14 protein-coding genes and 1 pseudogene are annotated in these 11,015 nt (G+C 67.9%); 8 read left to right on the top strand and 7 right to left on the bottom strand.

Annotated features, from left to right (window positions below):
* Positions 1-81 precede the first annotated feature (81 nt).
* Both ACFPWW_RS12105 and ACFPWW_RS12100 read right to left on the bottom strand, forming a co-directional pair.
* A complete protein-coding gene (locus ACFPWW_RS12105; protein WP_377311828.1) occupies positions 82-393 on the bottom strand; it encodes a cupredoxin domain-containing protein in 312 nt (103 codons plus the stop codon).
* Positions 390-941 (bottom strand): DUF4142 domain-containing protein, encoded by a 552-nt coding sequence (locus ACFPWW_RS12100; RefSeq protein WP_377311827.1) that lies wholly within the window; start codon positions 939-941, stop codon positions 390-392. The genes ACFPWW_RS12105 and ACFPWW_RS12100 overlap by 4 nt, the downstream gene beginning before the upstream one ends.
* A gap of 155 nt (positions 942-1,096) precedes the next feature.
* Here ACFPWW_RS12100 and ACFPWW_RS12095 point away from each other — a divergent pair, with 155 nt between their 5' ends.
* From ACFPWW_RS12095 to ACFPWW_RS12085, 3 genes and pseudogenes are all read left to right on the top strand, one after another.
* Positions 1,097-1,777 carry an RNA polymerase sigma factor gene (locus ACFPWW_RS12095; RefSeq protein ID WP_377311826.1) on the top strand — a complete coding sequence of 227 codons (681 nt, stop codon included), beginning with the start codon at positions 1,097-1,099 and terminating at the stop codon, positions 1,775-1,777.
* Between the two features lie 181 nt (positions 1,778-1,958).
* Positions 1,959-2,260, top strand: a pseudogene (locus tag ACFPWW_RS12090) (type II toxin-antitoxin system MqsR family toxin).
* A gap of 2 nt (positions 2,261-2,262) precedes the next feature.
* Positions 2,263-2,670, top strand: a complete 408-nt coding sequence (locus tag ACFPWW_RS12085; protein WP_377311824.1) for a type II toxin-antitoxin system MqsA family antitoxin — start codon at positions 2,263-2,265, stop codon at positions 2,668-2,670.
* Positions 2,671-2,715: 45 nt separating this feature from the next.
* Here ACFPWW_RS12085 and ACFPWW_RS12080 read toward each other — a convergent pair whose 3' ends face one another.
* Positions 2,716-4,053, bottom strand: coding sequence for a chloride channel protein (locus ACFPWW_RS12080; protein WP_377311822.1), 1,338 nt, complete (start codon positions 4,051-4,053; stop codon positions 2,716-2,718).
* A 296-nt stretch (positions 4,054-4,349) separates the two neighbouring features.
* Positions 4,350-5,297, bottom strand: a complete 948-nt coding sequence (locus tag ACFPWW_RS12075; RefSeq protein WP_377311821.1) for a nucleoside recognition domain-containing protein — start codon at positions 5,295-5,297, stop codon at positions 4,350-4,352.
* A 223-nt stretch (positions 5,298-5,520) separates the two neighbouring features.
* On the opposite strand from ACFPWW_RS12075, the gene ACFPWW_RS12070 reads away from it, so the two are divergent.
* The gene (locus ACFPWW_RS12070; protein WP_112706489.1) at positions 5,521-5,973 is read left to right on the top strand and encodes an Lrp/AsnC family transcriptional regulator; all 453 of its coding nucleotides are present in this window, start codon (positions 5,521-5,523) and stop codon (positions 5,971-5,973) included.
* A gap of 9 nt (positions 5,974-5,982) precedes the next feature.
* On the opposite strand, the gene ACFPWW_RS12065 is transcribed toward ACFPWW_RS12070, so the two are convergent.
* Together ACFPWW_RS12065 and ACFPWW_RS12060 are read right to left on the bottom strand one after the other, a co-directional pair.
* Complete coding sequence (locus tag ACFPWW_RS12065; RefSeq protein ID WP_377311820.1) at positions 5,983-6,774, bottom strand: potassium channel family protein; 792 nt, start codon at positions 6,772-6,774, stop codon at positions 5,983-5,985.
* Entirely contained in the window at positions 6,711-7,163 is a 453-nt protein-coding gene (locus ACFPWW_RS12060; RefSeq protein ID WP_377311819.1) for a hypothetical protein, read from the bottom strand. Before ACFPWW_RS12060 ends, ACFPWW_RS12065 begins: the two co-directional genes overlap by 64 nt.
* A gap of 269 nt (positions 7,164-7,432) precedes the next feature.
* On the opposite strand from ACFPWW_RS12060, the gene ACFPWW_RS12055 reads away from it, so the two are divergent.
* Positions 7,433-8,359 carry a hypothetical protein gene (locus ACFPWW_RS12055; protein ID WP_377311817.1) on the top strand — a complete coding sequence of 309 codons (927 nt, stop codon included), beginning with the start codon at positions 7,433-7,435 and terminating at the stop codon, positions 8,357-8,359.
* A 299-nt stretch (positions 8,360-8,658) separates the two neighbouring features.
* Entirely contained in the window at positions 8,659-9,366 is a 708-nt protein-coding gene (locus ACFPWW_RS12050; protein WP_377311816.1) for a phosphatase PAP2 family protein, read from the top strand.
* A 199-nt stretch (positions 9,367-9,565) separates the two neighbouring features.
* Here ACFPWW_RS12050 and ACFPWW_RS12045 read toward each other — a convergent pair whose 3' ends face one another.
* Entirely contained in the window at positions 9,566-9,991 is a 426-nt protein-coding gene (locus ACFPWW_RS12045) for a hypothetical protein (protein WP_377311815.1), read from the bottom strand.
* A 141-nt stretch (positions 9,992-10,132) separates the two neighbouring features.
* Here ACFPWW_RS12045 and ACFPWW_RS12040 point away from each other — a divergent pair, with 141 nt between their 5' ends.
* Both ACFPWW_RS12040 and ACFPWW_RS12035 read left to right on the top strand, forming a co-directional pair.
* A complete protein-coding gene (locus ACFPWW_RS12040; RefSeq protein WP_112758344.1) occupies positions 10,133-10,462 on the top strand; it encodes a hypothetical protein in 330 nt (109 codons plus the stop codon).
* Between the two features lie 31 nt (positions 10,463-10,493).
* A complete protein-coding gene (locus ACFPWW_RS12035) occupies positions 10,494-10,931 on the top strand; it encodes a hypothetical protein (protein WP_377311814.1) in 438 nt (145 codons plus the stop codon).
* Positions 10,932-11,015: the final 84 nt, after the last annotated feature.

Genomic DNA, 11,015 nt, shown 5'->3' with positions numbered 1-11,015 from the left:
GGGGTGCTACACGCCGCAACGCCCAATATTCTCAAATATTTAGCAAGGCACGCCCCACTCACCCGAAGCGCAGGCGCCCGGCTACCGCCCCACCGCAATCCGCCCCTTCATATTCGGATGAAACCGGCAGACATATTCCACCACCCCATCCGCATTCACTACCGCCGAGCCCGACGCTCCCGCCGGGATCACCACGTCGAAATTTCCCTTCGCGGTCGCGGTATGGTCCATCACGTCCCGGTTGCGCCAGAGGATCGTGTCGCCCGGCCGCGCCGTCACCGCCGCCGGGCGGAATTCCAGCCTGTCGATGGTGATCTCGATCGTGGCGGCGCCGGCGGCGGTGGCGCAGAACAGGAGGGCGGCGGCGGCCGCCAGTGCCGGAAGCGCGCTCATTTCAGCGTCGCGGCAACGTGTTCGGCATGCTGCTGGTGGCCCTCGAAGAGCTTCAGGCCGGTTTCCAGCAGGGCCTTCAGGTCCGGGTTCTGCGCGGCCGGGATCAGCGCCGTCTTCAGGGCGGCGTTGACCGTCTTGTGATAGGCCACCTCGTTGTCGATATAGGCCTTGTCGAATGCGGCGCCCTTCAGCCCGGCAAGCTTCTGCCGCTCCTTTTCGGCATTGGCGGCAAGCTGCCTGCTGGTATCGTTGTCTTCCGGCGTCACGTTCAGCTTCCTGACGAGATCGAGCGCCTGTTTGTTGACGGCCTCGTGGTCGCGGATCATATCCCTGGCGAAGGCGGCGACCTCCTTGTTGCCGGCCTTTTCGACCGCCTGCCTGGCCGCCTCGATATCGACGACGCCGGCCGTATAGGCGATATGGGCGATCTGCGGATCGGTGGGGGCGGCGCCGGCGGCAAGGGCTGCCGGGGCCGAAAGCGTCAGGGCCGAAAGCGCCAGGACGGCAAGCGTCGGGGCGGCGAGCGCGGCGATAAGGTGTCTGTGCATGTTTGTCCTCCTTCCGGCGAACGGGCGCCGGTCGATTGTTGCTACGTGCCGTTGGATGCCGGCGGCGGGCGGGCGTTCCCGAAAAGATTTTTCCGCGATGGCGGGAACTTTCGGCGCGCCCGCGCATCCAATGCGCAAAGAGAGAGGGAGGAGCCATGGCGCGGCAGGCGGAGAAAGGGCTGGCGGAACGCAGCGACGGGGAACTGGTGGCGCTGGCGCTGGCGCGCGAGGCGGGCGCCTTCCGCGCCATCATGCGGCGCTACAACCAGCGGCTCTTCCGCATCGCGCGCGGCATCGTGCGCGACGACGCGCTGGCCGAGGACGCGCTGCAGGAGGCCTATCTCAAGGCCTTCCGCCACCTTGGCGATTTTGCCGGCACCAGCGCCTTTTCCACCTGGCTGACGCGCATCGTCATGAACGAGGCGCTGGGGCGGCTGCGCCAGGCGGCGCGCCGGCCGGAAGTGTCGTTCGAGGGGCTGCCGGGCGAACGCCGCATCCTCGATTTTCCCACCGGTTCGCCCATCGACAATCCCGAGACCACCATGGCGCAGCGACAGATCCTGAAACTCGTGGAAGAGGCGACCGACAGCCTGCCGGAAGAATTCCGCCTGGTCTTCATCGCCCGCGCGATCGAGGGGATGAGCGTGGAGGAAACCGCCGAGCTGCTGTCCCTCAAGCCCGAAACCGTCCGCAGCCGCCTGCACCGCGCCCGCGCCCTGCTGCGCCGCCGGCTGGACGCCATGATCGGCCCGCTGGCGCTCGACGCCTTCCCCTTCGCCGGCTGGAGATGCGAGCGGCTGACGGAACGGGTGATGCGCCAGCTGACGGAGCGGTGAGGGCGGGGTTCGACAGGGCCGCCCCGGCCGGAAAGGCCCTTGAAAAACAGCGCCGCGATGGGGCAAGCTCGCGAGCGCGAAGGGTGCCTTCCAGCACGGCGACGGTTTCAGGGATCATGCAGGCTGTTTTGACAAAGCGATTTGCCGACTTGAATTTTTACCCTCAAAGGGTAATCTAGACATGGAAAAACGGAAGGCTCACTATGATCTCGCCGCGATCATCGTCGTCGTGAGGGAAAAGAGGGCGGCGGCTTTCACCAAAAGCGCCATCGACGGCGGAAGGGCCATGGGGCTGACCACATCGGAGATGATCGACGTGGTATGTGCGCTCAAGGGCCGCCATCTCTACAAGTCGATGACGACAATCGCGACGGCAGCGTCTGGCAGGATGTCTATCATGCCGATACGCCGGCCGGAAAAGCCTATGTCAAGCTGACGCTGAGGGAAGACGGCGCCCCCGTCATCCAGTTCAAGGAGTTGTAACGATGGCCAGGATCTGCGTCTGCTGCGATGCCGGGGCGGACATGACGCCGTTCTTCAACGAAACGCATCAGGTGAGCTATCGCGGCCTGGTGGCGGATGTCGAGGGCTTGTCCGGCTTTCGCTGCAGTACCTGCGGCGAGATCGAATACGATCAGGCAAGCGCCGAGCGCTATGCGCAGGCCAGCGACGCGCTGGTGCTGCAGGACAGGCGCGCCGTCGGCGAGGATCTGCGCCGCATTCGCAAGAAGTTGCGGCTGAACCAGGCGGAAGCCTCCGCGCTGACCGGCGGCGGACACAATGCCTTCTCGCGTTACGAAACCGGAAAGGTCAGCCCGCCGCCTGCCGTCGTCAATCTGTTCCGCATGCTCGAGCGGCATCCGGACGATATCAAGGCGCTGAGGCGGGCCTGACGGCCGCTCGCCCGCTCCGGCACAGCACCGCAGCCCGCATCGCGCTCAGCCCGCCGCTTCGGCCCGTCTTGCCCTGACAACGGCGGCGATGAAGACGCGGGAGAGGCCGTGATAGAGCGGCTCGCGCGAGAGGATGCGGGAGGTGATGTAGCCGAGCATGGCCACCGCCATGATGGGGATGACGGCCTGGTGGTCGCCGGTCATTTCGAGGATGATGACGAAGGCGGTCATCGGCGCCTGCACGACGCCGGAGAAATAGCCGGTCATGCCGAGGATGGCGGCGAGCGCGATACCCGTTCCCATCAGCGAGCCGAACGTGCTGCCGAAGCCGGCGCCGACGGCAAGCGAGGGGGCGAAGATGCCGCCCGGAATGCCCGACAGCATGGAAAGGAAGCTCGCCGCCAGCTTGCCGGCGAAGAAGAGAAGCGGCAGCGCGTGGCCCTCGACGGCGCCGCGCGCCTGATCGTAGTCGGTGCCGAAGGTCGCGCCGCCGAAGGCGATGCCGATGGCGGCGACCGCCAGGCCGCAGATCCCGGCCAGCGCCACCATGCGCGGGAGCGGCTGCGGCTGCGCCCAGCGGCGGATGCGCTGGCCGAAACGCAGGGCCAGACCGCTGAAGGCGGCGCCGAGCGCGCCGCCGCCGATGCCGCAGACGAGCACCAGGCCCCAGTCCTTCAGCCCGGCGGGCGAGACGGAGGCCTCGCCGAAATAATTGTAGCTGCCGGCAAGGCCGAGCGCGGCAAGGCCGGAGAGGATGACGGCCGTCAGCACCAGGCCGTTGGCGCGCGATTCGTAGGTGCGGCTCATTTCCTCGATGGCGAAGACGATGCCGGCAAGCGGCGTGTTGAAGGCGGCGGCGATGCCGGCGGCCGAGCCGGCGAGGATGAGGCCGCGCGCCTGCGCCATGCCGCTGAAGCGCGCCACCGCCAGCATGATGGAGGCGCCGACCTGCACCGTCGGCCCTTCGCGGCCGATCGAGGCGCCGCAGAACAGGCCGAGCACGGTGAGCGCGATCTTGCCGGCGGCGATGCGCAGCGACAGCAGCCGCGAGCGGTCCTCGGCCTCGCGCAGGTGGCGGGCGGCGATCGCCTGGGGAATGCCGCTGCCCTGCGAATTGGGAAACAGCCGGGCGGCGAGGAAGGCCGAGGCCATGAAGCCGAGCGGGCAGAGCGCCAGCGGCAGCAGAAACGCCCATTGGCCCGATGCCGTCAGCCCCGCAAAACCCTTCTGCGCGAGATCGGCCAGCCGCGCGAAACCGACGCTGACAAGCCCGATCGCCAGCGCCCCGCACCAGAAGACCAGCCGCGGCCGCCAGAGCGAAAACGATCCCCAGATGACGCGGGAGCGGCGAAGCAGCCTGGAATTGCGGTAGGGAAGCGGCATGAGGGACTCGGGATAAGCTGTCGGGGGAGTCCGGTATAGACGCAAATGGCCGCCGATAGCAGCATTTGATTGGGGAGGCGGTGTGTTTTGCGGGCGCCTGCGGGCATGACGCGCGGTGAGAGGCGCATCGGCGTCTTGCGCCGCGATGGGGTGCGGCGGCGGCAGCGGCAGGTCATCGCATCCAGCCTGGGCGGGGTTGAGCCCGGCACCGGCAATCCGGCCTCGACCCCAAGCCCCATGCCCCAAGCCCCAAGCGCCATGCCCCATGCCGGTTCCCGGCGAAAAGCCTGCGTCGATCAGGCGACCGGTTGCGCCGGTTCGCTGTCCGGCAGCCGGCGCAGCAGGGCGGCGATTGCCGCGCAGGCGGCGACGGCGAAGGCCAGCCGGCCCGTCAGCACGCCGTGCAGGTCAGCGCCGAGCGACATCACCACGATCGTATCCTCGATCACGCTATGGGCAAAACCCATGAACACGCAGGAGAGGAAGATCTGGCGCGGCGCGATCGCGCCCGATTGCGCCTCGCGGATCAGCAGGCCGGCGCCGTAGGAAATGCCGAGGAAGAGGCCGATGGCGGTGAGCTGGCCGGCCTCGCCGCGGATGCCGGCAAGGCGCAGCACGGGCGAAAGCGCCGCCATCATCAGGTCCATGAGCCCGGCCGCCTTCAGGAGTTCCAGCCCGAACGAGAGCACGATGAGGATGACGAACATCCAGCCCATCGTTTCGGCAAGGTTCAGGAGATAAGCGCCCCAGTCCGGCGCGGCGCCCGCCGCCAGCCAGACGGGCGCGGCCGGGCCGGCCAGCCATCCGGTTGCCGCCAGAACATGGTGCAGCAGGAAGGCGTAGAGCAGGCCCCCGCCAACGCGCAGCAGCGTCGTTGCGACCATGCCCGGACCGGCCTTCTGGATGATCTTCTGCTCGATCGGCAAACCGTGCGCAAAAAGGATGAGGGCTGAGAAGACGGTGATATCGGCAATGCTGAGCGAGGCGGCGGGAACGAGCGTGAAGACGAGCGGCACCGCGCCCCAGATTCCGACCAGCATGCCCGTCAGCCAGGCAAGCCCCAGCTCCGGCGGAAGGCCGACGAGGTTCATGACCGGCGCGAAGGCGGGGGCGAGCGCCCTGACCGCGCCCATCCGCGAGAAAAGTTCGGTCAGGATGGCGATCGGCACGGTGATGCGCACGAGCAGCCAGTAGACGGCAAGCGTCTGGCTGGCGTTGCGGCGGATGAAGGACAGAAGCGGCATGCGGGATCTCCTTGACGGTGCCCCATCCTGCCAGAGCAATTCCAGCAAAAGTGGGAACCGGTTTTGCGTCCGGAATTGCGGGGAAAACAATAAGCTAGAGCATTGAAGGCGACTCCGTTTTCGCCGGAAATGCTCTAGCGCCCCTGGCTTCGAATTTGCGGTCAAAGATTGCAGCTCCATGCAATTTTATTGCAAAGATGCTGCCGCTGCCTATGATCCGGCCATGGACCGTATCGACCGCAAGATCCTGAACCTGATGCAGCGCGACGCCTCGCGCACCAATATCGACATGGCCGAGGAGGTCGGCCTGTCGCCTTCGAGCTGCCTGCGGCGCGTGCAGCGGCTGCGCAGGAGCGGCGTGATCGACAGGATCGTCGCGATCCTCAACCCGGCAAGGGTGGGGCGCGGCATCAAGGCGCTGGTGACGGTGGAGCTGAAGCTGCACGGCGAGGCGCATATGCGCCGCTTCATGGACCTTGCCGTGGCCGAGGAGGCGGTGTCGCAGGCCTATGCGGTCACCGGCGAGACCGACGTGGTGCTGATGCTGCGGCTTGCCGACATGGAGCAATTCGACGCGCTCAGCGAGCGGCTGTTCCGCGACGAGAACAACGTCGCCCGCTTCTTCACCATGGTCGTCATCCGCACCGCCAAGGAGGAAACGGCAATCCGCCTCTGAGCCGCCCGCTCACGCGCCCTCGTCGGGAATGTTCAGCACCTCGCCGCAGGCCTTGCAGTGCACGGCGTCGGCATCGTGGCGCTGCAGGCCGCAGCGGTGGCAGGCGAAGGTGACCTTGTGCGGCCGCACCACCGCCTGGGCCAGCCGCACGAAGAGCGAGATGCCGACGATCATGGTGACGACCGAGGTCAGCTTGCCGAGCGTGCCGGGCAGGGTGATGTCGCCGAAACCGGTGGTCGTCACCGTGGCGACGGTGAAATAGAGCGCGTCGACGAAGCCTTCGCCGCCCGGCTGGTTATAGAAGAAGGAGGTGTAGACGAAGCCGGTGACGAGGAAGAGGAAAACCACGAAATTGATGACGGCGCGCACCACGTCGATGCGGTCCGCGCAGCCGAGCCGGCGCAGCGCCACCCTCAGCAGCGGGCTGCGGCCGATCGCCCAGAGCCGCATGACGCGCAGGAAGGCGAAGTTGAAGAGCGCGAAGGGAAAGAGAAGGGTGGCCAGCACGACGAAATCGATCCATGTCATCGGCCGCAGGATCCAGGCGCGCAGCGAGGGCGCGGCAAGGGCGCGCGCCCCCATTTCGGCGGCGATCCACAGCGCGATCGCATAATCGACGACGAGATAGGTGGGGGCGGCGCGGAAATAGGGGCCGAGCACGAAGAAGGCGAGAATGGCGATATCGACAAGGGTGAAGAGGCACTGCAGGGCAAGCGCCCTCCGGCCTTCGCCCCGCTCTATGCGCTGGAGCGCCCGCCGCAGGCCGGCCGCCTGCCTTTTGTCGTCGAAGAGATGATCCATGCAGGCGAGATAGATCGCCCGCCGCCGGCATCAATGGCCCCGCCCGCCGCCCGGCCGCGGCGGCGGCCTTCCTTCACCGCCCCCCTGCGTCCCGATGCCGGCTTCGCGGCCGCCGCCTTGGCTGCCGCCGCGCTTGGGGTGGCGGGTTTGGCTGCCGCCGGCTTGCTCCCCGCCGGCCTCCGGGCGGCCGGCTTGTTGCCGACCTTTCGCAGCTCGTCCCGGCCGATGAAATGATCGGTGGCGCCCGCCTCCTTGTGCGGATGGGAGATTTCCACATCCAGCTCCTCGGGCAGGTCGAGCGCCTGGCCGGTATTCATGATGCCGAGCGGCACGCGGCCTTCCCCGGTGCGGGCAGCGACTTCGACGAGCGGTTTTGTCCTGTGGGGCATGGAGCCTCCTTTCCGATGGCGTCAACCGGTCTCAACGCGGGGCGGACTCGCCGGTTCCATGAAAAGCGGCCCCCAAGGGCTGGAGAGGGGATGGAGAGGGGCTGGGGAGGGGCCCGCGGAACAAACAGGGACAGCCGGCGTTCGATCCTTGCGAACACGTTCAATTCACGGAGGATTTTCAAATGGGTCGCGGTATTCTTCTCTGGCTTCTCGGCATTCCCCTGCCGATCGTCATCCTGCTCGTGCTGTTCATGCGATAGGAGGGGTCGATGTCTCTTGCGCAAGACAGGGGCGCTGCCGGCGAGCGCGCCGAACTCATGCCGGTCGAATCCTCGAAGCCGGCCATCGCCTGGGGGCCGATCTTCGGCGGCGGGCTGGCGGCGACGGGCATGACGCTCATCCTGCTGCTGCTCGGCTCCGGCGTGGGGCTGACGATGGTGTCTCCCTGGTCGGGCGAAAGCAGCTCGGCGGCGACTGTCGGCGTGACGGCGGCGATCTGGCTGGTCGTGGTGCAGTGGCTGTCCTCGGCGCTCGGCGGTTATCTGACCGGGCGGCTGAGGACGAAATGGGCGGCGATCCACACGGACGAGGTCTTCTTTCGCGATACGGCGCACGGGTTCCTCAGCTGGGCGCTGGCAACCGTGTTCGTCGCCGGTTTCCTCGCCTCGTCGCTGACCTCGCTTGCGGGGGCCGGGGCAAGTGCCGCCGGCCAGGCCGCAATGGCCGCCGGGGCCGCCGGAACGGCCGCGGCCGCCTCTTCGGACGCCCCGGACGGGCCGACCGCCTATTTCACCGATGCGCTGCTGCGGCCCCGGAACGTTGCCGGCCGGGCCGGCGAGAATGACGGCGCGGCGGCGGCCGAAATCTCCCGCATCCTGCTGCAGGGGGCGGCGAGCGACGGCGTGCCCGATGGCGACAGGACCTATATCGCCGGCATCGTGGCTGCTCGCACCGGGCTTTCCGAAGCCGATGCGCGCGCCCGCGTCGATACGGTCCTGAAGCAGATCGACGACGCCAAGGCCGCCGCCCGGGCCGCCGCCGACGAGGCCCGCAAGGCGGCCGCGACCTCGGCGCTGATCGGCTCGCTCTCGCTGCTGGTCGGCGCCTTCATCGCCGCCGCCGCCGCCGCTTTCGGCGGCCGCCAGCGCGACGAGGAGGAAGACCTGATCGCCGCCAGCCGCGGCCCCCTGGTCTAGCGCAGTCCGCCCCGCCTGCGCCCGCCGCTCGGCCGCACGCGTCGGCCTTTCCACTCCCCGTCATTCCTGTAACGGCGGGAATGACGAGGGAGAGGGTGGAAAAGCCTCTCTCCCGGCCGCGCCCCGACCTGTCCCTCACTTGCCCTCGAGCAGCAGCGGCAGCCAGCCCGTTATGGATGCCGAAGGACCCGGCGGGGCGGGGGGGTGCCGCACGGCGCAACAGCAGCGGGCCGGCCCGCCCTTGCAAAATTGCGCGGCTGCACACAGTTGATGTGTTCGACGAAACGGGCGGGAGCAGAATGCGGCGTATCAGATCCTGGCTGAACCAGTATGAGCCGATGACGCTCATCACCTTTGCCTGCCTTGCCGGCGGCCTCTTCCTGCTGCAGCGGCTGACGAGCGAGGTGCTGGAGGGCGAGACGCTGGGTTTTGACCGGACGGTGCTGCTGTCGCTGCGCCAGCCGGGCGATCTTTCCCGGCCGATCGGGCCGGCATGGCTGACCCATGCGGTGGGCGACATTACCAGCCTCGGCGGCGTCACCGTGCTGGCGCTGCTCACCCTGCTTGCCACCGCCTACCTGCTGCTCGACCGCAAGGCCGGCATCGCCGTCTTCCTGTTCCTCTCGGTTCTCTCCGGCTGGCTGGCGAGCACGGGGCTGAAGATCCTGGTGGCGCGGGCAAGGCCGGATGTGGTGCCGCATCTCGTCGATGTCGGCGATCTCAGCTTTCCGAGCGGCCATGCGATGGTCTCCGCCGTCACTTATCTCACCCTCGGGGCGCTTCTGGCGCGCACGCAGCGCCGGCGCGCCACGCGCATCTTCGTCATGGCGGCGGGCATTTTGCTTGCCGTCATCATCGGCCTCAGCCGCATCTATCTCGGCGTGCATTACCCGACCGACGTGCTGGCCGGCTGGGTGGCCGGCGCGCTCTGGGCGCTCGGCTGCTGGCTGGTCTCCAAGCGTTTCATCGCGCGCGCGGCAGGCGAGGACGGCGGCACGCAAGGCTAGCGCATTTGCGGCGAAAACGGGCGCGCCTTCAATGCTCCAGCTTATTGCTTTTGCCGCAATTCCGGACGCAAAACCGGTTCCCACTTTTGCTGGAATTGCTTTAGCGCATTTCCGGCGAAAACGGGCGCGCCTTCCAGGCGCCGGCCCATTGCCTTTCGCGCATTTCCGGCAAAACCGGTCCCCGCCCTTGCCGGGATCGCTAGCGCCGCCTTTCGCGCAGCGCAGCCATGACCAGCGGTGCGGCGGCGCCGGCAAGGGGGCCGAAGGGCAGGCGCTGCAGCGCCCGGCCGGCCAGGAAGGCGGCGGCCATGGCGCCGGCGAGTTTTGCCCAGGGGTAGGCGCCGAGCTGCGCATGGGCGCTGGCATCGGCCCAGCGCAGGTTCTCCGTCACCACGCTGCCGGCCCGATGGCGGATGATCTGCAGACGGGCCCTGAGGTTCTCGATCTCGGCCCGCACCTCGGCGATCTGCCGCTGCAGCTCCTCGCGCGCCGCGCCCTCGATCGGCGCATACAGATAGGCCTCGTAATCCGCCTCGCTGGCAAAACCCTCGGCATTGGCCCGATGGTCCGGCCTTTCCCCGCCGGGGGCGGTGGCCGCGGCGTTCCTGCCCGTGCTGTCTGCCATCTGCATCTCCTTTCGCTGATGCTGCTGAAACGTGCGAGCGGCAAAAAGGATGCATGGCGGATCGCTTCGGGGCGGGCCTCGTCTCTTGACGAAAACCGCAGGATGTGTATCGCTTAACCATGCGCGCAATGGGAGTGGGCGATGGGGAGCGATTATCACCGGAAGGCGAATATCCGCACGCAGACGATCCGGGTGGCGGTTGACCAGAACCGGTCGCGCGAGCTTTGGGGCCGGGGCGCCTTCGGCGGCCTGCCGGCGGCACTTGCCTATGTGGGCGCGCTTGGCGCGGGCGAAGAGGGCACGCAATTCACCACCGCCGTGCCGCACGCGAAAAACGGCGATCCGGTCTGGGCCTACTGGTACCTGCCGGAGGACGGCGGAGACGCGCGCGTGAAGCGCCGGGTCGTGGGCAACAAGGATTACGCCTGCGTTGAAATCCAGCCCAGGCTTAACCGCTACCGTTGTAAATAGGGGCGAACTGGCCTAAATATGCAGCATGGATATGAAGCTTAGACATTCTCATATCGCTGTCCGTGCCGGGCTGGACGAGCTTGCGCGCACCGTCGGGGCCGACATTCTTTCCGGCGAGGACGATTTCGGCCGCTACCACTATTTCGACGTGGCGATCGCCCATAGCGGCCTCGACAACCACGTCATGCGCTTCGCCGCCCATGACGGCGACCGCATGGTCCATCTGCTGGCGGAACGCATCCAGGAGGTCGACGACCTGGCGCTGGCGCTCTGCGCCGTCGGCATGACCGGCAGCGAGGCCCTGTCCATCTCCACCGACCAGGACGGCCGCCCGGTGCGCAGCGCCGGCGAGATTTCCGAACATATCGGCGCGCTCTCGCGCTTTGCGGCCGCCGGCGCGCTGGAAATCATGAGCGGCGGCGAGGGCGCCGAAGGGCAGGAGACGACGACGATCGCGCTCAACCAGTAGCGGCCCGGCCGGCCTTTGGCGCCGGTATCGCGCCGCCGCCGGACGACCGGCCCCGTGGTTTGCCCGAGGCCGATCCGCCGCCTC

The organism is Rhizobium sp. GCM10022189, from assembly GCF_042656325.1.
Lineage (GTDB): Bacteria > Pseudomonadota > Alphaproteobacteria > Rhizobiales > Rhizobiaceae > Rhizobium.
This window is presented reverse-complemented; position numbering and strand designations above follow the sequence as displayed.